Raw genomic sequence first — 22,245 nt, forward strand, 5'->3', positions numbered from 1 at the left:
ACAGCGCCACTTCATGAGCTGCAAGGCGTTCAGTTCTCGTCAAGATCCACTCGGCCCCGTGGACGAATTTCGAGATATGGTGAAAGCGTTTCATCAAGCGGGAATCGAGGTGATCTTGGACGTGGTGTTCAATCACACCGCCGAAGGAAACGACCAAGGACCAACGCTTAGTTTTCGTGGAATCGACAATCGCAACTACTACATGCTCGAAGCGGCGGGCTTGTATCAAGTTGGCAGCTTCATCGGCGACGCATGGAAAGAATGGAATGGGCGGTTCCGCGATGACGTCACTTGGGCTGCCAATGTTCGTTATGGGAGACGAAGTGCGGCGCACTCAGAGGGACAACAACAATGCCTATTGCCAAGACAACGAGATCAGTTGGTTAGATTGGGACCAGGTCGAACAGCACGCCGATATGTATCGCTTTGTGAGTTTGCTTTGCCAGCGGCGCGCTCGGCGCAACACGGAGCAGGAAAATCAGCTGGCTCAAGCAACGCCAACGCGAATGCCTAAGCCCGCCCACCCCGGTTCGCTTGTTCGGAACAGCATCGCATGGACGTGTTCGGGTTGCATGCAAAGAAATTACGATCCGCAAGTATTGGGAAGCGTGAACTGCACCTGAAAGCTGGACATTTGAGCATCTGGTTGAGTTTTCACGATCTTGTTGATGAAATGATTCGCTTGGCGTTGCAATTGCGGTTGATCGGCTGAAGCTTGGCATTGACAACATCTTACCTTCGTTACGTCTCCCATCTAAAGAACTCCATGCTAAGACACACACCTAGAATCTTTTTGTTTGTGATGCTGTCCGTTGCGACCATCGTCGCCCAAGAACCGGACCGTATGAAGCTGCCGGTACCGTTATCTCCGTTCCAAGGAAAAATCGGCGAGACTTACGAGCAGTCGACTCCGGCTTGGCAGAACCCTGTGTCTGCACCGGAGGGCGCGCCGAACGTGATTTTGATCTTGCTGGATGATGTTGGTTTTGGGCAAACGTCAACATTCGGTGGATTGATCCCGACACCGAACCTGGACCAACTTGCCAACGAGGGTTTGCGGTTCAATCGATTTCACACCACGGCGATTTGTGGACCTTCTCGCGCCGCACTGCTGACCGGACGCAACCATCACGACACCGGCAATGGTTTCTTAATGGAGTGGGCGACGGGATATCCGAATTACTCAACGCAGATCAAACCCGACACCGCGACGATTGGGCGGGTGCTGGGCGGCAATGGATACACGACTTGGTGGTATGGCAAGAATCACAACACGCCCGATTGGGAAACCACCGTCGCCGGCCCCTTTGATCGTTGGCCGACGGGGATGGGGTTCGATTACTTCTATGGATTTAACGCCGGAGAAACTCACCAATTTTATCCAGTTCTGTTTGAAAACACGGTTCCGGTCGAACCTCAAACGACTCCCGAGCAAGGTTATCACTTTACGACTGACATGGTGAACCGCGCGATCGCTCGGATGAAGTTCTCAAAATCGGTTGCACCGGAGAAACCGTTCTTCATGTACTTTGCGCCCGGTGCGATGCACGCGCCGCATCACGTCACGGCCGAGTGGCGAGACAAGTTCAAGGGCAAATTCGACATGGGCTGGGAGAAGTATCGGGAGATTGTTTTCCAGAACCAACTTGAGATGGGGATCATTCCGCCGGGCACCAAGCTGACGCCACGACCCGATTGGGTTCCCGTTTGGGACAGTTTGAGTGTCGCCCAAAAGACGGTTTATAACGCATTGTTTGAAAACTTTGCCGGTTTCTTCGCGCACACCGATCACGAGATCGGTCGGTTGCTTGATGCCGTGAAGGGGTTGCCTGATGCTGACAACACATTGGTGATGTACATCGTCGGCGATAACGGTGCGTCCTCCGAGGGTGGTCCCGATGGGACACTCAATGAAATCAAAGGTCTGAACGGGATCAACACGCCGATCGAAGAGATTTTGAAGGATCTGGATAAACTTGGCGGCCCTGAATCCGAACCGCATTATCCGGTCGGGTGGGCTTGGGCAGGCAACACGCCGTTCCAGTGGGTCAAGCAAGTCGCGTCACACCTGGGCGGTAGCCGCAACCCGATGGTGGTCTCTTGGCCAGCGAAGATCAAGCATGATGACAGGCCACGCGATGCGTTTTTGCATCTTATCGATGTCGTGCCTACCATCTTGGATGCGGCCAATATTCCGATGCCGGAAACGGTCGATGGTGTCGAGCAAAAACCCTTAGCTGGAAAGTCTTTCCTGGGCAGCTTTACCGACCCTGATTTCAAAGGACGCGACGAGCAGTACTTTGAAGTTTTGAGTAATCGATCGATTTACGAAGATGGCTGGAAGGCGAATGCACAGCACACCCGACCGTGGCGACAAGACTTAGCACCGGGGAACTGGGACAAAGACAAGTGGGAACTGTACAACTTGGACGAAGACTTTTCGGAAGCCACCGATTTGGCAGACGAGATGCCCGACAAGGTCGCTCAGATGAAGGAGTCGTTTATTGCGGCGGCCGAGAAGTACAACGTCTATCCGCTGGATGATCGTGGCGCCGCGAGATTGGCCGTGCCAAAGCCCCCCGTACCAGGTGCGAAAGAAGGCTCCAAGACGTTTACATATTTTGCCGGTGCAATCCGCATCGCGGAACCGGCTGCGCCACCGATGAAGAACCAATCTTGGACGCTTTCAGCCGATGTCCAAACGGATGGTTCGAAGACCGATGGCGTCATCATGGGATTCGGTGGCGTCGCTGCGGGCATCGTCTTGTATGTCAAAGAAGGCGTCCCCGTCTTTGACTACAACTATTTTGACGAGCACACCGTCGTCAAGAGCAGCAAGCCACTTGAATCAGGCAACGCAACCATCGAAGTTGACTTTGACTATGCCGGGGGCGGTGCTGGAAAGGGTGCGACGATCACGCTCAAGGTCGACGGCGAAACGGTCGGCCAAGGCACGATGGAGGCGACCGTCGGCGGACGCTTCGGCATCGACTCGTTCGGCATCGGAGAAGACAGCGGGCAGCCGGTGACCAGTGCGTACTCCGCTCCCTTCCGATTTACGGGAACGATTGAAAGGGTGGTTGTCAAAATAGGGGATTGAGCATTTTAGAGTCCATCGCCTACGGCTGCGCGAAATCTCCCCGGAATCTGTGGCCCATCGAATACAGGCAGGCGGTATTGGGCGGCATGCTCGCGGCAAAAAGAGGTGGGAATGCGGATGGTACCGTACGGAGTGAAATGATTTGCTACAATCGGTATTGCTTCGGCAAACCCGGGCCTCAGCACTCGAACATCAAATGACTTACCCACAATTCCTGCCGATGAGGCAAGAACTCTCGGCAGCCTTTCAAGCTGGCTAGAGACCCGGACAGGATGAAATCTAGTCTTTGAACCTACGTCAAAAAGCAGTAACAACCTATGATCGATGCAGCGACTATTTTTGCGTGGTTTGTGATCGCGATCATCTTTTTGGGCGTGGTCGCGATGATTGTGTTCATCGGCTCGCTTCCCAAGAAAATCGCATTGAAGCGGAACCATCCTCAAGTCGATGCGATCAATGCAGCGAGTTGGATCGGTTTGGCCTGCGGAGGGCTGGGGTGGCCCATCGCATTCGTCTGGGCGTTCTTGAAGTCCGGTAACGTCGGTCATTAACAACGCTACCAAGAAATCGATTTTCGTTCAGAAAGGCTTGCGGCATGATCGCTTTGTTCACCATTCTTTATGTCTTCTGTATTTGGCTGTTCTACGTCAAGATGAAGATCAAGCCAAATCCGATCAACGTTGCGTCAGCCATTGTGGTCGGCGTCGTTGCGGTCGGAAGCATCGTGATCCTGTGGAAATTTTCGTCACCGACTTCTGGCAATATCGTTGTCAGCCGCTATTCCATTCCAATCGTGCCGCAAGTCAAAGGCCCGATTACGAAGCTGAATGCTCTACCCAACACGCCCCTTCGCAAAGGTCAAGACGTTCTATTCGAAGTGCAAAAAGATCCCTATGAGTTTGCGGTTCGTCAACTGGAAGGCACGTTAGCAGCGGCGACTCAGAACGTCAATCAATCGCAGGCGGCCATCGAGGTCGCGGACGCTGCCATTCTCGAAGCCAAAGCGAATCGCGACAGCGCAAAGGCGGAGTTTGATTCGGCGGAAGAATCCGAAGCGAAACTGGCTGGCACGATCGGCGAAGTGCGTCTCAAGCAACTTGAACAGAAGCTCGCCGCCAGTGAGGCAACGATCACCAAAACGGAAGCGTCCCAGCGTCAAGCAGTGGCTGCATTGGCGGTTGCCGAGAGCACCGTTGAAAGTACGCAGGCGAGTCTGGAAAAGGCTCAGTTTGATTTGGAGCAGTGCGTCGTCTACGCTCCTGCGGATGGTTTCGTCACGAATTGGCAGGTTCGTGAGGGGACGATGGCGGTCCCGTTACCTCTAGCACCGATGGGTACGTTCATTGATACGTCAGACGTTGCACTTGTCGCGACATTCGGCCAGAACATTCTCAAAAACGTGAAGCCGGGAGACAAGGCAGAGTTTGCGTTAAAGTCGCGACCGGGCGAGGTTCTTATCGGAGAAGTCGAAGCGATCATCCAAGCGTCAGGCGAAGGGCAGTTCGCCACCTCGGGTCAACTAAACTCCGTGACGAGCATCGGATCAGGAGGCCAATTTGCAGTCAAATTCAAGCTGGACAACCAGGAAACGGCCCAGACGGTTGCACTGGGCACCGCTGGAATGGTTGCGATTTACACCGATGTGGGATCCCCATTCCATGTGATCAGCAAGGTGTCGGTACGAATCAAGGCCTGGATGTATTACCTGATCCCCATGTGACTGGCCGACTCGGAACTCGTCGCGCAGAACACAAGTACGACAGCAGGATGATCGCCGAACGTGCCGTGGGGTTCGACGGCTACACCGGCGTGATTCCAACATCGGCAGCGACGATTGCTGCAGTGCCCAAGCGAGACGACGATCTCACCTCGGCATTTGGCAAGTGGCACAACACCCCCGAAGAACGGATCACGAACAAGGGACCGTTCGACTATTGGCCGACGGGTTACGGGTTCGAGTACTTTTATGGCTTCCTGGCGGGCGAAGCCTCGCAGTACGAACCGACGCTGGTTCGCAACACCAACTATGTCAAGCATCCCGAAACATCCGGTGGTAACGATCACTATCACTTGTCCGAAGATCTCGCGGATGATGCGATCAATTGGCTACGCGACCAAAAGGCTTACTCGCCCGACAAACCGTTCTTTCTGTATTGGGCGCCGGGTGCTGCTCACGGACCTCACCATGTGATGAAAGAGTGGGCTGACAAGTACAAAGGCAAATTCGATGATGGGTGGGATGCGTATCGCGAGCGTGTTTTCCGAAATCAAAAGCAACTTGGCTGGATTCCACAAGACACGAAACTTACCCAGCGTGCCGAATCAATGGCATCGTGGGAATCGATTCCTGAAAATGAGAAGCCGTTCCAACGTCGGCTGATGGAAATCTTCGCCGGTTTCTCCGAACACGCCGACTTCAACGCGGGTCGAATTGTCGATGAACTTGAATCTCAAGGTCGGCTCGACAATACGTTGGTGCTCTACATCTGGGATGATAATGGCTCCTCGTCCGAAGGTTTGTACGGCACGATCAGTGAGCAATTGGCGCAAAACGCAATCCCCACCAAGATTTCTCAGCACCTTGCCGCACTCGAAGAACTTGGAGGACTCGATGCACTGGGGACTGCGAAAACCGACAACATGTACCACGCAGGTTGGGCTTGGGCCGGAGCGACACCGTACCAAGGAACAAAATTACAGGGCGGCTACTTTGGTGGTACTCGGCAACCGATGGCTATTTCATGGCCCAGTAGGATCAAGCAGGACAAAACACCACGCCCGCAGTTTCATCATGTGATTGATGTTGTTCCGACAATCTACGAGTTGTTGGACATTACGCCACCTCAGGTCGTCAATGGGTTCACGCAAGACCCGATCGATGGGAACTGTACCATATCGATGAAGACTGGAGTCAGGCGAATGATTTATCGGCCCAGTTGCACGGCGGGTCGTTCCGCTTTCATCACCGGGCAACTGCCCTTCCGAACCGGCCTATCGAAGGTCGGTTTCCCAGGGGCGGACCTTGGCATCAAACCCGAAGACCCGACGCTCGCCGAGCTAATCAAACCGCTCGGGTACATGACCGGTCAATTCGGAAAGAATCACCTCGGGGATAAAGATGAAATGCTGCCGACCAACCACGGCTTCGATGAGTTCTTTGGTAATCTCTACCACCTCAATTCCGAAGAAGAACCGGAAAACCCGGACTACCCCAAGAATCCTGATTTTGGCAAGAAGTTCGGTCCAGGCGAATGAGCGATGTTGGCTATTTGGTTTTGGGCAAGATGCTGAATGTCGAATTTCGAACAAGGAATCTTGCATGAGGAAGCACTGAAACCTACCAACAAACAAGAAGCCTTCTTTCGCCTCTGTGCGATGTTGATGGAGGCTTGGAGCCGGTATGATAGTACCTTCTTGCGTTTCGCTGCATTTCCTGAAAACCCGATGGTAGATCGAATGCCCAACATTGAGAATTCCCGATTCGTCCAAAGACTGATTCGCTACTTTCTGGCGGGCGTCTTCGCTGTCTTGCCACTGGTCATCACTGTCTTGGCAGTCTCCTGGGTGATCAACTTGCTCGCTGGATTGATTGGGCCTGAAACGTTCTTGGGCGATTTGCTGAGCAAGCTTGGAGCCAGATTTGTCGACAATACGACCGTTGCCTACATCGTCGGTTGGATCAGCGTCCTGGTGGCGATCTTCGCTCTGGGGTTCCTTGTTGAAACCGGCATGCGTCGATTGTTTAGCCAAATTGCCGAGGCATTCTTTCGACGCGTCCCCTTGGTGGGCAAAGTCTATGACGCCTCCAAACAAATCGTCGACATGCTTGATAAGCAGGGCGACGACAAATTGAAAGGGATGGGCGTCGTCTATTGCACGTTTGGTGAAAAGGGCGGCGCAGGTGTGCTGGCGTTATTACCAACGCCTGAAAAGAGCATGCTGAACGGACGAGAGCACTATGTGGTGTTGGTTCCGCAATCACCGGTTCCAATCGGTGGTGGTTTGCTGTTCGTGCCAGTCGAGTCGGTCAGTCACGTCGACATGTCCGTTGATGTGTTCATGTCGATCTATGTCTCGATGGGCGTCACGGTCCCCAAAATGATGCGTGACATCAACATTCGTAAAGCAATTGCAGGGGGAGCCTGATTGTGGCTTGCGACAAGGTACCGTCCAGCATGCTTCGGACCGTGGCGATGGTTGTTTTCGCGTTGGTTGCCTCCAGTGCTTTCGCGATTGAAAACCACGATGGCAAGCCAAACTTTTGCATCGTCGGCGAGGAACGCGTCAAGGTGCTCCCTGGGCGAACGGCGAGCGACACGATTGCCCGATCCCGTTTCGCTCCGATGTGGCGGCCCGTTCCCAAATTTTTTCAAGCTACCGATGCAGAGTCCGCTCTGCCCGTTCCCTCCGCTACTTACGCAATGATCTGGCAACCGCAGTGGCAAGAGGAAATCGGGGTTTCCGCCGAGCAGAGAAAGACGCTGTTGGCCATCAATACCAGTGCTCTGGCCGAAGCGAGCGACCAGGCTGTCGGATTCAAGAAGCTTTCGCCGGAACAGCAGCAAGCAGAAGTGAAGTCATGGGCGGGAAAATCGGCGCCGTGGCGGCGGAAACTCGACAACAAGATTCGCGTCCAGATCGAGTCCGTGCTGACTCCTCAACAACTTCAAACGCTCAGGGACTTCTCCTTTCCTCGGTACGCCGTCGGCAGCTTGTACGATGCTGAGACTCGCCGAGAGATTGACGTCTCCCCTCATCAGGAAGATCAGCTTCGCCGCATTGCTGAAGAGCGGCTGGCGCTGTTACAAGCAGTGTCGATCGATCAGGCCGGAAAGCAGTGGGGCATGTTGACACCGGTGCAGCAGGCCTCGCTCCCAGAATTAGTGAAATGTCAAGGACCGACATCGGCCATACTTTCAATCGCCTGGGAGCTTGGCTTTGACCTAGACCGTCTTGTACCCGGCTACCCGATGCTTGCGGCAGCACCCGTGCGCGAGCATCTAGGACTGAGTGCCGCACAAGAGGAACAGTTGAATGCCATTACCGAGGAATCTGCTGCGCGAAGGGAAAACACGCGTCAAGAAAAATTGTCAGGGAAGGCAGCTACTTCTGACACCCTCTCGAAATGGGAGGCCACCGCGAAGCTGCAGGTGGAGGCCATTCTGACGCCGCGACAATTGGCGACGTTCAACGAGATCGAATTTCGCAGGAAGGCCGCTCTGGCGCTCGGGTATCCTGAGAAGAGGGAAAAAGTCGGCATGACCGAGCAACAGTTTGCCGCTTTCCAACGGCTCGACAAAGAAACCCACCAGCGACGATACCGCATCGACTGTGAGATGCTCGCCCGGGCGTTAGGGTCTCTCTCTCCTCGCCAGCAGGAACGGTTGCGAGAGAAGATTGACCGGAAATTCTACGGAAAAACGGTGACCGGCTCAGAGTAAGACGTTAGGTTTCTGAAGGGGTGATGCATTGACGGGCAAAGAGGATTTCAATAACGAAGCAACAAAGAAGCCAGAGCAGAATGTTTCGCCACTTCAGAAAAGCTCGCAGCTCGCGTCCAATCGGTACAATCCCTACCTCCGACACAAACGTTTATCTATTCGTGCCAAATTGAGTCGTCGTTAGGGGCGCAGTCAGCGTTTGTGGGTCGTAGGCCGATCCCTAAAAGGAATCACGATGCTGTGGTGATAGAGCACCATCGAAATGCGTTGGTGACTTAACCGATATCCCCGTCCACTGGCCAAGAGCCAGGATGCACGCCGGTCGCGACAGATCAAGTCTGCCCAGACTGCACAATTGGCAGGAGGCCAAGCCATGAAACTTAACTCGCTTTGTATCGTATTGTTCGCGATACTCGGATTCCTGTTATTGCAGCCAGCCAATGCACAACTGGTCGACGTGGACGTCACGGATACGCTAAACCTGCTCGATCCTGGCAATGATCCGCCTGCCGCATCGCAAATCCTGCCGGTCGGGCATTTTTTGCACGGTGGTATTGATACGGCTTGTTGTGACACACGCTGTGATATCGGATGCGACTCGGCGGCGATCCAACCGTCATGCGATGCGATGGGCGGTTGCAGCTGTAGCGTGGGCAAACCGAAATGTGAATGCTGCAAATGCCGCGAAACGTTTTTTGGCGACATGGGGGGCTATCGCAAGTGCTTTGCCGAGCACGGAATCATGTACAAAGGAACGTTCACCCAGTTCTATCAAGGCGTCAGCTCGGGGGGTGCCAACGAGACCTATCGATATGGCTCAAAACTTGACTCGCACTACATCGCCGACACCGAGAAGTTAGGGTTGTGGGAAGGCGGCACGTTGATCATGCACGCAGAGTCCGCATACGGCCAAAATTCAATTCTGGATGCCGCGGCCATGGCGCCGGCCAACACCGCATTCATGACACCACGGATCAACGACTATCCCATGTGGGCGATCACTCACTTCCAGTACGAGCATGAACTCGGTGAAGGCTACGCGGCGACGTTCGGAAGATTTAACTTTATCGATTTGTGGAGCGTCTTCTATCCCGGCTACGGCCAGGGACTGGACGGATTTATGAACACGAGTTCGATGATTTTTCTCAACGTGGTCCCGACGTTGCCCATCATCTTTAACGGAGCCGGAATCATTAAGGCCGGCGAAAAGGGAGTCGAGGCCGCTCTGCTGGTCCTGGACCCTGAAAATATCCCATCGGTCTCCGGACTCGATGATGTCTTCGACAATGGATCGACGGTTCTGGGGGCTTATCGAGTCTTCACAGAATTCGGTGGCCTGTCGGGCTCGCATATGGCCGCTGGGACCTACGAGAATCGGACGCTCACCGACTATGACCGAAATGGTTGGTCGTTCCATCCTGTGACGGGAATCGCTCAGGGGCAAAAAACGGGCTCTTGGCTCGCTGCCTACGTGGGCCAACAGACTCTGTGGCAGGATCGCTGCGACAAACAGCGTCGTGTCTGGTTTACGACCACGATGGGATGGGCCGATCGCGAAACGAGCCCCTATGAGTGGATGGGCACCTATTCCATCGAGGCTATCGGATTGAATGCAAATCGCCCACATGACCGAATGGGAATCAGCTACTTCTACTCGGATGTCAGCGACGACCTTGAGAAGTTGGTACCGGCAGCGGTCGGACTTCAGGACCTGCAGGGCGGAGAGTTCTACTACAATGCCGAAATCAATCCTTGGTTCCATCTCACCGGAGACATTCAAGCGATCCAAACCGAAATCGCTTCCCAAGATACGGCCATCGTGTTGGGCGTCCGGGCGAAGATCACTTTGTAGTGCGGGGCGCGTTGATTCGGCTCGAGATCGACTCGGCCTTACCCAGCGTGCTCGGAGGCCTCGCAGTTCTTAAGCATCGCGGGATCAATAACGAACGTAGTGGACGAGGCCACGAGTCCTGCAACACGGGACTCGTGGCCTCGTCCACTACCAAAGTCGTCACTTGTTGTTCACGCGATGCTAAGTCGTTCTTTATCGAGGAGTTACGGTACCGTCACCTCTCCTTTGGGGAGGCCAGCGTTTTAACGCCGGGAGAGCCTATCATCGATGCGGTCGTCGGCATGATCGCCTTCAAGAGATTCTTCTCAAATTGTTTGGCGGTTTTGAAAATCAATGGCAACTCATCTGGCGTAGCAGACTTTCACCTCGCTCGCTTCCCCCACAAATCCATTGGAGCTCTCTCATGCGAAACCAACGTTTTTTCGTACTTGCATCCGCTTTGCTGATCGGCAGCCTTGCTAGCGTCGCCAATGCCCAGCCTGGTGGTGGCCGTGAGGGTGGCGGGCGGGGCGGCTTTGGACGTGATGGAGGGGGTCGCGGAGATGGACAGGAAGGTGAACGCGGTGGTCGCGGCGACATCATGCGGATGCTGCCCGTGATGGCGGCATTGGATTCCGATTCCGATGGCGTGATATCGGCGGATGAAATCAAAGCGTCAGCAACCGCACTGAAGTCGTTGGACAAAAATAATGACGGAACGTTGACCGAGGACGAGCTTCGGCCACAGTTCGGTGGCCGCGGAGCAGGCCCCGAGGGCGGCAGCGGATCCTCGCAGGTGGTCGCTCGCATGATGGCGATGGACAAGGATGGGGATGGAAAGCTAAGCAATACAGAATTGACCGGTCGTATGCGTGCCATCCTGATCAAGGCAGACCAGGACAAGGACGGCTACGCCAGTAAGGAAGAATTGGAAACGATGGCTGCGGCGGATTCGGAAACCAACGAAAGAACTGGGGGTGAGCGAGATCGCGGGCAAGCAGCCAGTGGGCCGGAAGGTGGCCGTGGCTTCGGTGGTCGCGGCCCTGGACAAGGTGGCCCCGGACAAGGTGGCCCCGGACAAGGTGGCCCCGGACAAGGTGGCCCCGGACAAGGTGGCCCCGGACAAGGTGGCCCCGGACAAGGTGGCCCCGGACAAGGTGGCCCTGGCGGTTTTGCTGGACCGCCGAATCCGGAACAAATGCTCGGTCGCGCGTTTCAATATGATGCCGACAATGACGGCAAGCTCAGTAAGACAGAGCTAGCAAAGATGTTCTCCGAGATGGGGCAACGTCAAGGCGCTGGTGGTCCTGGAGGTCGCGGACCTCGCTAGACATCGGGCGCACCCCTTCGTTTAACCGTTGGCCGTTAAGGCATACCTCTTGCCCCAGGATATGCCCTCGGCTGACGGTTAAATAGGTTCTTGCAAATAGGTTCTTGCCCTCCACGTTCTCCTTGCCTCTTGAAAACCGAAAACACACCACTGGGTCACGATGTTCCTGCACCGCTGCTTGATTCCTACGTTTGTTGTCACAATCCTACTGCCGTTCGCATTCGCGAATGCAGAAGAATTTGATTTTCACCATGAAGCCGTTTTGGGCACTTCGCTTCATCTGCGAATCGATGCGGATTCATCTGACGTTGCCGACCTTGCCGAAGCGAAGGTGCTTCGCGAGATTGATCGGCTCAGCCGAATCTACAGTACCTACGACGCTTCGAGTGAATTGAGGACATTGTTGAATTTGCCGGTCGGCTCGGCGATGCCTTTGTCCGACGAACTGTATGAAACGCTGAGGATGTGTGATGATTGGATCGTCGCCAGCAGAGGAGCGTTTAACCCGTCCGTTGAGGTGCTGTCGCGTGCTTGGCAGCAGGCGGAAGAGACTGGCAGACCGATCGATGCTGCCGAACTCAGCACCATCACTCAATCTCTCGCCGGACCGCACTGGCAACTTGACTCTCAGAGCCACGGTGCCATTCGTCGATCGGGGATGCCGTTATCACTCAACGCGATCGCCAAAGGCGTGATTCTGGATCAGATCGCTGAAACGCTTCTGACGAGCAACCCAACGATCCGCGGGGTGATGCTAAACATCGGTGGCGATGTTCGTGTAGCAGGTGAGATTGCCGTGGAGATCGCGATTGCGGACCCTGAGCACGACGCGATCACATCACCCGCACTCGCTTCAATGCGACTCGCGAACGCGGCGGTTGCGACCAGCGGTTGTACGGAGCGGCACTTTGATATCGGTGGTGTTCGGTATTCGCATCTCATCGATCCCCGCAGCGGAGTACCGGTCACCGACACGGTCAGCTCAACCGTCATCGCAATGCAGGCGAGCACTGCAGATGTGTTGGCAACGATTTGCAGTGTGTTACCGATGTCCGATAGCATCAAGCTGGTCAACTCGCTTCCTGGCGTCGAATGTTTGTTGGTGTCGGCCGGCGGCTTGGTGGCAAAAAGTGCGGATTGGCCACAACAGGAATCCGAGGGTGAGGAGAAAGACACGGCCAAGGCACAGCAAACGAGAGCGGAGCAAGCAGAGACGGTTCATGAAATGCGAATCCAGTTCGAGATCGGCAGTGCATCGGATCGAGGACGCTATCGTCGGCCCTATGTTGCAGTTTGGGTCGAAGACAAAGATGGTTTTCCAGTGAAGACATTGACGCTGTTCTTGATGAAGAACCAACCTGGGCCACGTTGGCATCGCGACCTTCGTCGCTGGTATGCTGATGACCAGATGCGATTGCTCGTTGACAAGACGAGCGTGATTGAGACGGTGTCCAAGCCAACCAGGAATCCTGGGCAATACAAGGTCGAGTGGGATGGCCGTGACGATGCAGGAAAGAGGTTAAGTGACGGTGGCTACACGTTGCTCATCGAGGCGGCACGGGAACATGGGACGTATCAGCTGATCAAGTTCCCCTTCACATTGGGGGGAGCACCCTTCGAGGAAACACTGAAGGGGAATGCTGAGATCCGTAGCGCAAACGTGACGTATTCCAAGAAATGAATCCAATCACGACGCATCCCCATCACAAGCGACTCCGACGCAGCTTGGCGTCTTGGAGTCGTTGGCTGCATATCTACTTGTCAATGTTTGGCCTTGTCACCATTCTATTCTTCAGCATCACTGGGTTGACTTTGAACCATCCTGATTGGTTCTTTGCGGAACAGACGACTCGCGTGACCGGGCAGCTCGAAACGGGCCTACTTCATCAAGTCAATCCGCCGCCCGAGAATTGGGACGAGAGTGATTACCGTCATCAAGTGGATACCTTGGAAGTCGCCGAGCGATTGCGAGCGGAACATCGTCTGGCTGGTCGTGTTTCCGATTTCCTGGTCTTCGAGGATGAGTGTGAGGTTACGTTCGAACGGCCTGGGTATGCGGCGACGGCGAGAATCGACCGGGCTTCGGGTGAATATTCTTTGGATGTGACGGCCAACGATCTGGCAACGGTGATGAATGATCTGCACAAAGGTCGGCACACGGGCTATTGGTGGTCGTGGGTGATCGACGTGTCGGCCGTCATCGGCACGTTGACCGGAGTGACCGGGTTCATCCTGATTTTCTTCCTCCGCCTTCGCCGAATCCAGGGAACGGCAACCGCAATCGTTGGCGGAATCGTGCTTTGGATCTTCTATCGCATCGCAATCGGGTAGTGAAAGCAAGGGAATCGTCGTTGTTCAACCGTGATCCGCAGCTGGGCCTTGCGGGATAGGGGGGGGCGTGCACCTCTGTGACCAGCGGTTGAACCTTTTTTTTGCCTTGGTCGTGACAAATGGGTTTATTAATCGCCCCTATTATCCAGAGGGCTTCGCTAGCTGGACAGCGCCATTTTGTGGGCGATTTACTGTGATTTGCCGAATCGATCTCGGAGTGAGCGGCGAGGCGCTAGCCGCCGGTCGTTCATGGGCATCCTCGGCAGCCAGCGCCTTGCGTTCCTAAAGAGACGCGGTCCAGCGACGCACCCTGTTATTCGAATTCGTTTCCCTTCATCAAACCGAAGACTCCATGAAACGCAGTAATTCCAAGCCCCGTCGTCAACTGAAACGGCGTCTTTCACTCGAGTCACTTGAAATGCGACGTGTGCTCGCAGCCAGTTTTGGTTGGGATGGCCCCGGATTGGGGAGTGCCGAGTTGACCTATCACATTTCAGGAAGCCCGAGCTCACTGACGCAAGCCGAAACAAACGCAGCGATCGAGACGGCGCTTTCGGCTTGGTCAGGTGCCGCAGACATCACCTTCACGCCTACGAACCAAGCGGGACGACAAGACTCGATCGATATCTCGTTTACCAACATTGACGGCAGTTCCGGGATCTTGGCCCAGGCCTACTTTCCTGACGACGTGAATTCAGGCCGTATCGCCGGTGATATTCAATTTGACATTTCGGAGGCGTGGGAAGTCGGCAACTCACTCGGCAACCAAGCCTTTGATCTGGTTTGGGTCGCTGCTCACGAGATCGGCCATTCCCTAGGCCTTGATCATGCCGTCACGATCGGTTCGGTGCTTGCCCCGTACGTGTCGCCAAGTCAATCCTTCGCTGGGTTGGGGACGTCGGATATCGCCGCCATTCAAAGCCTTTACGCTGCGGCCGACTTTACCCCAACCGCCGACACCGCCGAGGCGAATGTCGATGAAGCTGCGATGGATGAAACTCCCGCCGACGAAACGGCGACCGATGATCCGGAGGACCCTGGCGATGCGGACAACGATCCGTTCCCACGCCATCGTTGGCGTCGGGGTGGCAATTGGCATCGATTCGGTGGCCGATTGGATTCTGATCTTCCTGAGTTCTTCAACTATCAAAACCCAACGGACGTCAATAGCGATGATCAGACGACGGCTTTGGATGCGTTGACGATCATCAACCAACTCAATCGTTCGGCTTCGGGCGAAGACTCCGTGGATGTTTCGATGTGCGACACCAACGGCGACGGTGAGATTACTGCGGTTGACGCACTGACCGTGATCAATGCGATGAACAACAGCGAAGGCACAACGACCGTCACGGAGATCACCGTTGCGATCGAGTCGATGGATGACGAAAGTGATACCGCGGATACAACGGTGGACGAGGTCGACGACAGCGAAGACCCCACGGGCGACGTGGATGACAGCGAAGCCCCCGTCGACGATGGCGGTTTGGTCGACGACGAAGACGATACGGACGTTGAAGACATGGATGACGAAATGTGCAGCGGTGAGGGTCATCGCGGTGGACATCACGGCGACCGGCAAATTGGATTTGCCGTTGGACGATTCGGCAGAAAAGTTGAGCAGGTATTCGATCGCTTTGACGCTAGCGGAGACGGCAGCCTGAGCGAAGATGAATTACCCAGTAAGTTGTGGGAAAAGCTAAATGCAGAGGGTGTGGACGCTAACGAGGATGGTCTGATAACGCTTGAGGAAATTGACGCCGCGATGCTGGCCGCTCGGGAAGCGAAGTTCACGGAACTTGACGTAGACGAAAACGGGTTGCTAAGCGAAGACGAAGTCAGCGAGCGGTTCTGGACAAAACTGTCCGACGCCGATACCGACGCCGATGGAAGTGTCTCGCTGGATGAGACCATCCAATGGATTGCTGAACGAGAAACGGAAACCGAAACGGAAAGGGATACGATGACATCTGATACCGGCGAACGGTTTGGCGAAGCGCGTCACCACCGTCAACAGGGCACCGACGTTGTGTTTGCACAAATTGGACGCGGCTTCGCAGCGGGCAGAAGTCGCCGCTAGCGGATTGTTGACAAGATGCACCGATCTGTTCCGTCGTCAGCCGCAGGCGTCCGCTTAAGGGTGACGGCTGCGTCAGCGGCTGAAAATTTGAAAAAATGCAATTTTTCATCGGCGGTTTTCCGTTTCGATTGTAACCTTGAAGCTAGAGACTCATCTTTTCAACGCAAAAATCTCCTCAAAAATGCGGTTTCGGTCATGTCCACCGACTCACTTTCTGCCACCGGTCCAAAGCAAGTTTGGGGGCCTGACCTAAGTTTCCATGACCTTCTCACACGAGCCCGTGCTCACGACAGTGAGGCACTTGGCCATTTGCTGCAGTGGTACGCCAACTATCTGACCGTTCTAGCCGCCACCCAGCTCGACCGTCGTTTGCGACGCCGAGTCAATCCGTCCGATATCGTTCAAGAGGCGATGCTCGCTGCCCACCGCGACTTCGGCGACTTTCGCGGCAATTGCCAAGCGGAGCTGCTCGGTTGGCTCCGGCAAATCCTGATCCATACCCTACACCGTGTTTTCGACAAGCACATCAAAGCGGGTAAGCGAGACATCCGCCGCGAAGTCTCGATCGACAAGCTTTCCGACCGACTGGAAGAATCCGCGGGAAATCTCGCCAATCTCTTGCAGGCTCCTACCGAATCTCCCAGTGCTCCGATGCAACAGCGCGAACGCGCAGTGGAATTCGCTGACCAACTGAGCGTACTGCGGCCCGACTACCGCGACGTGATCATTTACCGAATTCTGCAAGGGCTGACGTTTGACGAAATCGCTGAACGGATGGGCCGCAGCGGTGGTGCCGTTCGAATGCTCTGGCTGCGTGCACTCGAAGCCTTCAAGACTCACGGTGAGGAGCGACCATGATCATCGAAGAGACCGAGCCGGACATCAGTGTCGAACCAGCGATGCTGCGTGAATTGACGGAAGATCAAAGGACGCGACTCACAGAGCAGCTTGATGAATACCTTCGTGGGATGGAACAGGGTGCGGCAGTGGATGTCGGCGAGATCGCCCGCCAGAACCCTGATCTTGCAGATGTCTTCAAAGTTTACTTGAGCAAGCTTCAGGCGATCTACGGAATTGCAGTTGGCTTTGATGCGGGTGATGCGAGGGGCTTATCCGCGTTCACTCAACGATTAAGCGATGGATGCTCGGCAGAACAAAACAGGTTCGACATCAACGGGCCCATGAAGCTTGGTGATTTCACCATCCTACACGAGCTAGGACGAGGCGGGATGGGCGTGGTCTACGAAGCGAATCAGCAATCACTCAATCGCCGTGTTGCGATCAAGTTGTTGTCCGTATCGTCCGCTATCGATGCGAATCAAATCGCCAGATTTCGCAACGAGGCTCACGCCGCAGGTCTGTTGCAGCATCCAAATATCGTCGCGGTGCACAGCGTTGGTTCCGATCGCGGGATTCATTACTATGCGATGCAGTTAATTGAGGGTCAATCGATGGACGCATGGGTGCGGAATCGCGGCGATGCTCCACCGAAGGATGGCTCCGTTGCTTGGAGTCAAGTCGTTCGTTGGTGCGTCGATATCGCCGACGCATTGCATTGTGCGCATGCTACCGGTGTGGTCCACCGCGACGTCAAGCCCTCCAACCTGATGCTCGATGGCAGTGGCAAGATCTGGATCACTGACTTCGGGTTGGCTCGTTGCCAAAGCGACCAGTCCTTGACCAAGCCAGGCGATCTTGTTGGCACGATGCGCTACATGAGTCCTGAACAGTCCAGTGGTCAATCGGCACTGGTTGATGGGAGGACCGATATCTATTCTCTCGCTGCCACTGCATACGAAATGCTCGCCCTGCGTCCAGCACACCCAGGTGACGAAACGGCGACGATTCTGCGATCGATTGATCAGCACAACGTTACCCCCTTACGCCAGCATTGCCCATCGATACCACGTGACTTAGAAACGGTGGTTGCGAAAGCGATGTCCAAGCATCGCGATCAGCGTTACGAAACGGCTGCGGATTTTCGCGATGATCTTCGCCGCGTTTTGGCCGGGGAACCGACGATCGCTCGGCCCGCCAGTATCATTGACAAAGTCGCCAATTGGGCGATCAAGCATCAGCGCAGTGTACTGGTTTCCGTCTTGGTGATCATGCTCGTTGCCACATTGGGGTTCGTTGGATTAGCCGTCGGCACCGCAGTGATCACCGCAGAGAAGCGAGCATCGGTCCAGCACGCGATTGCAGCAGCACGCGGTGAAAAACTCGCTCGCGATGCCGTTGACCGCCTCGGTGCTCAAATGGCCGAGCTGCTCTCGGAGATTCCCGCTGCCGAATCGGTCCGTCGTCGACTGTTGAGCGAAACGCTCGACTATTACCAACAGTTCGCCTTTCATGCAGACGATGACCCGGACTTGCAAGAGGACCTCGCAATCACGTTTGGAAAAATCGGAGGGTTGCAAAGTGAATTGGGAGCAGGCGATGAGGCTGTCGACTCGTATCAGAAGTCGGAGTCGCTCTATTCTCGGCTTGCCGAGCCATTGCCCTCTCGGCTCCGCTTGCAGCTCGATTGGTCTACAAGCCAAAACAACCTTGCTGAGTCACTCCATCGCAGTGGTCGTATCGATGACGCAGCCGTTTGGTTTGCTGAGGCGATTCAGAAACAGACGGATCTACTTCGCACGGTGAACGAGGTGAATGACGACTCCCTGCATGACACCGTTGTGATGCGTCTGTCGACCTCGTTGAACAACCTCGGTTTGCTCTTGAGCGAGGCGGGTGCTTTGGAGGAAGCGGAAGCGTCCTACAGACGAGCGATCGCATTGTTGGCGTCTGGGAACGACAACGACTCTTCTGCGGCACAACGACAACAACTTGCGTCGGTCCAAGTCAACCTCGGCGGACTGCTGACTCGATCCGATCCGGCACGCGCCGCAGAGTATGCTCGTGAGGCGCTCGTGATCCAAGCCGATTCGCTTTCTTCCAACCCCGGTAACGCAAGGCTGGCGACGCAAGTTGTTGTCACGCTCAACACGCTCGGGGCCGCACAATTGGAAGCGGAGCAGCTTTCGGCAGCGGTGAACTCGCTGGAGCGAGCAGCCGAGATTGGCAAGCAGTTGTTACAGCGTTGGCCAGATCAAATGACGTATCGCCGGGATTTTGTGATTAGCTTGAACCAACTTGGGTTAGCGTTGTCAAAATCAGGAAAGCTCAACCTCGCGACGGCAAGATTCGAGGAGGCTGTGGAGCAAGGGCGAACGCTTGCCGAGCAATTTCCGGAGGATGCCGAGATTCAAAGCATGCTCGGTGGAGTGTTGAACAATTTTGGTTTTTTGCATCAACAACTTGGTGACGACCGCACGGCAATGGAGGCTTATGAAGAAGCTGTCAGAGTTCAAACCCACGCCGTGCAATTGGCCCCTGAGGTTGCTCGCTATCGAGCGTACTTGCTGAAGCATCAAGACAACTTGCGTTCGTTTCGCCGCATCGGTAATAGCGTGCGAGTTTCCGTGAGCGAGAGGTTGCGTTCCGATGGGGACGGCAGTCACCAAGTGCAAGTGAGCAAGGAGGACCGATCATGAACACCCAACAAACACCACGCCAACTACTGCTTGAACAACTTGAGTCGCGTTGCTTGTTGGCCGGTAGTGTTTTCTTGTTTTCAAGTCCCGCTCCCGAGGCTTCTGCCCCACGTAATGATTCGATCAATCGTCATCCTGCCGACGTACAGGACCGTGGTGGGCTTGCGCGAGAGCAGGGTCAAGAACGTCGCCAAGTGCATCGTCAGGAACAAACGAAGCAATCCGTCGTGACGGTCATCGTCTTCGTGCCGACCACCTCAAACGGAAACGACCTGATACCGCCGCAAACACAACCGAATGTGCCAACCCTGCCGAGCCGCAGCACACCCGAAGCGGAAGTCGTCACCGCGATGAAGATTCCATCGGAATCGCAGCAGCAGACGGACGTCTTGGCCGAACAACCGACAGCATCTTCGATTGACCAACAATTTGCGTCTCCAGAAACCGTTGCACGCTTGGGCAGTTCCCTGCCCATCGCGAGTGCGGAAACAAGCAGTATTGACCTAAAATCGTCGGGTGCACGGGACAGATGGGAAAACGACGTCGCCAATGAGCCGATGACGTTGGAAAGGCACGTGATTGATACTTTTCCAATGCTGCATCACCAGCTGCTGGAGTCAAAGCCGACCGAAACAGAACCCCCGTGGGAACTGCATCGCGAGACACTCAAGCGATTGCGGGAAGTTACGCAGGAACCTCTGAATCATCGACCGGAATCGACCGACGCCGTCATCGCAAGCTGGTTTGACGGAGCAGGCGGTTTGGTCGACCTTTCGGATCATGCAACCTCGCGATTGCAACCCGCCGAAGTTGACCGCATTGTGACCGTCGGCCTTGATGCAAGGTTTGGGCTTCATCGATCATTCGACCTCATTGCGAGTGCGGAAACGGAGCCGGTGAGCGACGACGTTCGTGTCGCGATTCTCGACATGCTCAGACGGGTTAGCAGTGATGAGGCCCCACCGATCAGCGAGAACACACCAACCCGAATCCCATCGCTTACCTATTCCGGTGCAGCATTGGCAGCCGTCGGCGTCGCGTTGACGGTGCGACGCAAACGCTCCGCTTCGTCTGCTGCAAACTGAATCGAATCCAGAAGATCACATGCTTCGCGACGCAGACCCGAGGCTGGGGCGATTTCCTTGTCCATTACCAAATGCTGGTCTCGGTGCATCGTGTACTGGGGCCAGCTCGGTTGGCCATCGATGTTGGGGTTTCCCGAGCTGGCGAATTGGACCCAATAATCCATCAACGCACCCGACAATGCGGCATCGTCCGGCCCCGGTTCCTCCAAATTGCCGAACACGTAACCGATTTCAGCCGCATGTGCTGCGCCCATCCATCCCCACACGGGTTTGGTGAAGTGATACATCCATACGGGCGAGCCTTTCTTCTCCATCGCTCGGGCAAACTCGCGAGCTGGCTGAATAAACCAACTGTCCGTAATCTGTTGAACCGCGACTTTGCGAAGGTCTTCTTGTGACTGAGGAGCGTACAGGTCGACCACTTTGTCAGCGTGTTCGCCAAACCGTTCAGTCATCGCCATCATGTAGTTGCCGATGGATCCGAACGCATTTTGTGGTGCGAACATAGTTCCTTCATCGCGATTCGTGCCCACGATCACAGGAATGTCGTGTTGATCGCCGTCGGCGTAAATCTGACGCGGTGACTTGGGAAACACCCAGCCGTCCGTTGTCACTGGCCATCGCTGTTTCATCCTTTCCAGGACTTGCTCGGGGGGTAATGCTCGCAGTGTTTCAAGAACGTCGTTACCCCTCGCCCCGGGGACCTGGCGAGCTTGTTCTTCACCATCGAACTCGACGGGCGGTCCATTTGCCGTTTCTTCTTTCAGGTCGCGAAAGATGGTGGGGTCCAGCCAGGGACTTTGCAAAATCGCTCGATGAAACAAACCTTTGGCTAATGGGGATGCCGTCAACAGGTAAACACTCGTCCCACCTGCCGATTCACCGAAGAGGGTAACGTTCTCGGGATCGCCACCGAACACCGCAATATTGTTACGCACCCACTGGAGTGCAGCGATCTGATCCAGGATTGCATAGTTGCCCGACGATTCCTGGGACGACTCCACCGACAATGCCGGATGTGCCATGAAACCAAGGGCACCAAGTCGGTAGTTGATCGTCACCAAGACGACGCCACGCCGTGCGAATTGTGTCCCGTCATAGCCGGCTTGATGCCCGGAACCTTGAGTGAACCCGCCACCATGAATCCAAACCATGACCGGCCGTTTCGTTGCAGTTTTTTCCCGCAGGGACCAGACGTTCAAATACAAACAGTCCTCACTCTGACCACCGTTTTCATAACCCTTTCTCTGCAGCGACTTCGGTCCAAAGTGGTCGCAAACGCGAACGTCACTCCAGCTTTCAGGTGACTGAGGCGGACGCCAGCGAAGATCACCGACCGGCGGCGCGGCAAAGGGGATCCCTTTGAACGCCACCACGGATGCGTCGCGTGAATCGGTGCCTGACACCGGCCCTGTTTGGGTCAAAATCACTTCACCAGAGTCAACCTCGCCCACAACCTGAATGACGAGGAAACCGATCAGCAACATTCTCATTTCGATTGACCTTCAGTA

Annotated in this window: 14 protein-coding genes and 3 pseudogenes; 16 read left to right on the top strand and 1 reads right to left on the bottom strand. The window is 55.2% G+C overall.

Annotated elements, in window-relative coordinates:
- Positions 1 to 55: 55 nt before the first annotated feature.
- The 16 genes and pseudogenes from Poly41_RS35955 to Poly41_RS30880 form a co-directional block, all read left to right on the top strand.
- Positions 56 to 247, top strand: a pseudogene (locus Poly41_RS35955) (alpha-amylase family glycosyl hydrolase); the annotation flags it as partial.
- Between the two features lie 519 nt (positions 248 to 766).
- Entirely contained in the window at positions 767 to 3,100 is a 2,334-nt protein-coding gene (locus Poly41_RS30815; RefSeq protein ID WP_146531218.1) for an arylsulfatase, read from the top strand.
- A gap of 317 nt (positions 3,101 to 3,417) precedes the next feature.
- The gene (locus Poly41_RS30820) at positions 3,418 to 3,651 is read left to right on the top strand and encodes a DUF3302 domain-containing protein (RefSeq protein ID WP_146531219.1); all 234 of its coding nucleotides are present in this window, start codon (positions 3,418 to 3,420) and stop codon (positions 3,649 to 3,651) included.
- A 44-nt stretch (positions 3,652 to 3,695) separates the two neighbouring features.
- On the top strand, positions 3,696 to 4,820 hold the full coding sequence (locus Poly41_RS30825; protein ID WP_146531220.1) for an HlyD family secretion protein: 1,125 nt from the start codon (positions 3,696 to 3,698) through the stop codon (positions 4,818 to 4,820).
- A 47-nt stretch (positions 4,821 to 4,867) separates the two neighbouring features.
- Positions 4,868 to 5,923: pseudogene (locus Poly41_RS30830) on the top strand (sulfatase-like hydrolase/transferase); the annotation flags it as partial.
- A gap of 111 nt (positions 5,924 to 6,034) precedes the next feature.
- Positions 6,035 to 6,346: pseudogene (locus Poly41_RS34570) on the top strand (sulfatase-like hydrolase/transferase); the annotation flags it as partial.
- Between the two features lie 45 nt (positions 6,347 to 6,391).
- Complete coding sequence (locus Poly41_RS30835) at positions 6,392 to 7,246, top strand: DUF502 domain-containing protein (RefSeq protein WP_146531222.1); 855 nt, start codon at positions 6,392 to 6,394, stop codon at positions 7,244 to 7,246.
- A gap of 29 nt (positions 7,247 to 7,275) precedes the next feature.
- The gene (locus Poly41_RS30840) at positions 7,276 to 8,541 is read left to right on the top strand and encodes a hypothetical protein (RefSeq protein WP_146531223.1); all 1,266 of its coding nucleotides are present in this window, start codon (positions 7,276 to 7,278) and stop codon (positions 8,539 to 8,541) included.
- A 373-nt stretch (positions 8,542 to 8,914) separates the two neighbouring features.
- Entirely contained in the window at positions 8,915 to 10,393 is a 1,479-nt protein-coding gene (locus Poly41_RS30845) for a carbohydrate porin (protein ID WP_146531224.1), read from the top strand.
- Between the two features lie 403 nt (positions 10,394 to 10,796).
- Positions 10,797 to 11,702, top strand: coding sequence for an EF-hand domain-containing protein (locus tag Poly41_RS35960; RefSeq protein ID WP_146531225.1), 906 nt, complete (start codon positions 10,797 to 10,799; stop codon positions 11,700 to 11,702).
- Positions 11,703 to 11,862: 160 nt separating this feature from the next.
- Positions 11,863 to 13,383, top strand: coding sequence for a DUF2271 domain-containing protein (locus tag Poly41_RS30855; protein ID WP_146531226.1), 1,521 nt, complete (start codon positions 11,863 to 11,865; stop codon positions 13,381 to 13,383).
- On the top strand, positions 13,380 to 14,033 hold the full coding sequence (locus Poly41_RS30860; RefSeq protein ID WP_146531227.1) for a PepSY-associated TM helix domain-containing protein: 654 nt from the start codon (positions 13,380 to 13,382) through the stop codon (positions 14,031 to 14,033). The genes Poly41_RS30855 and Poly41_RS30860 overlap by 4 nt, the downstream gene beginning before the upstream one ends.
- 352 nt (positions 14,034 to 14,385) lie before the next feature.
- Positions 14,386 to 16,113 (top strand): matrixin family metalloprotease, encoded by a 1,728-nt coding sequence (locus Poly41_RS30865; protein WP_146531228.1) that lies wholly within the window; start codon positions 14,386 to 14,388, stop codon positions 16,111 to 16,113.
- A 195-nt stretch (positions 16,114 to 16,308) separates the two neighbouring features.
- Complete coding sequence (locus tag Poly41_RS30870) at positions 16,309 to 16,971, top strand: sigma-70 family RNA polymerase sigma factor (protein WP_146531229.1); 663 nt, start codon at positions 16,309 to 16,311, stop codon at positions 16,969 to 16,971.
- Positions 16,968 to 19,649, top strand: a complete 2,682-nt coding sequence (locus tag Poly41_RS30875; RefSeq protein ID WP_146531230.1) for a serine/threonine protein kinase — start codon at positions 16,968 to 16,970, stop codon at positions 19,647 to 19,649. The genes Poly41_RS30870 and Poly41_RS30875 overlap by 4 nt, the downstream gene beginning before the upstream one ends.
- Positions 19,646 to 20,734: a hypothetical protein gene (locus Poly41_RS30880; protein WP_146531231.1), complete on the top strand. Its 1,089-nt coding sequence runs from the start codon at positions 19,646 to 19,648 to the stop codon at positions 20,732 to 20,734. The genes Poly41_RS30875 and Poly41_RS30880 overlap by 4 nt, the downstream gene beginning before the upstream one ends.
- Here Poly41_RS30880 and Poly41_RS30885 read toward each other — a convergent pair.
- Positions 20,653 to 22,227, bottom strand: coding sequence for a carboxylesterase/lipase family protein (locus Poly41_RS30885; protein WP_146531232.1), 1,575 nt, complete (start codon positions 22,225 to 22,227; stop codon positions 20,653 to 20,655). The two genes, Poly41_RS30880 and Poly41_RS30885, sit on opposite strands and share 82 nt — an antisense overlap.
- Positions 22,228 to 22,245 lie beyond the last annotated feature (18 nt).

Origin of the sequence: Novipirellula artificiosorum (assembly GCF_007860135.1) — a bacterium.
GTDB classification, from domain to species: domain Bacteria; phylum Planctomycetota; class Planctomycetia; order Pirellulales; family Pirellulaceae; genus Novipirellula_A; species Novipirellula_A artificiosorum.

Coding starts and splice junctions, on each gene's coding strand:
- Poly41_RS30885 (WP_146531232.1), bottom strand. CDS start 22,227: ATGAGAATGTTGCTGATCGGTTTCCTCGTCATTCAGGTTGTGGGCGAG.
- Poly41_RS35960 (WP_146531225.1), top strand. CDS start 10,797: ATGCGAAACCAACGTTTTTTCGTACTTGCATCCGCTTTGCTGATCGGC.
- Poly41_RS30860 (WP_146531227.1), top strand. CDS start 13,380: ATGAATCCAATCACGACGCATCCCCATCACAAGCGACTCCGACGCAGC.
- Poly41_RS30875 (WP_146531230.1), top strand. CDS start 16,968: ATGATCATCGAAGAGACCGAGCCGGACATCAGTGTCGAACCAGCGATG.
- Poly41_RS30820 (WP_146531219.1), top strand. CDS start 3,418: ATGATCGATGCAGCGACTATTTTTGCGTGGTTTGTGATCGCGATCATC.
- Poly41_RS30825 (WP_146531220.1), top strand. CDS start 3,696: ATGATCGCTTTGTTCACCATTCTTTATGTCTTCTGTATTTGGCTGTTC.
- Poly41_RS30815 (WP_146531218.1), top strand. CDS start 767: ATGCTAAGACACACACCTAGAATCTTTTTGTTTGTGATGCTGTCCGTT.
- Poly41_RS30840 (WP_146531223.1), top strand. CDS start 7,276: ATGCTTCGGACCGTGGCGATGGTTGTTTTCGCGTTGGTTGCCTCCAGT.
- Poly41_RS30845 (WP_146531224.1), top strand. CDS start 8,915: ATGAAACTTAACTCGCTTTGTATCGTATTGTTCGCGATACTCGGATTC.
- Poly41_RS30865 (WP_146531228.1), top strand. CDS start 14,386: ATGAAACGCAGTAATTCCAAGCCCCGTCGTCAACTGAAACGGCGTCTT.
- Poly41_RS30835 (WP_146531222.1), top strand. CDS start 6,392: ATGTCGAATTTCGAACAAGGAATCTTGCATGAGGAAGCACTGAAACCT.
- Poly41_RS30855 (WP_146531226.1), top strand. CDS start 11,863: ATGTTCCTGCACCGCTGCTTGATTCCTACGTTTGTTGTCACAATCCTA.
- Poly41_RS30870 (WP_146531229.1), top strand. CDS start 16,309: ATGTCCACCGACTCACTTTCTGCCACCGGTCCAAAGCAAGTTTGGGGG.
- Poly41_RS30880 (WP_146531231.1), top strand. CDS start 19,646: ATGAACACCCAACAAACACCACGCCAACTACTGCTTGAACAACTTGAG.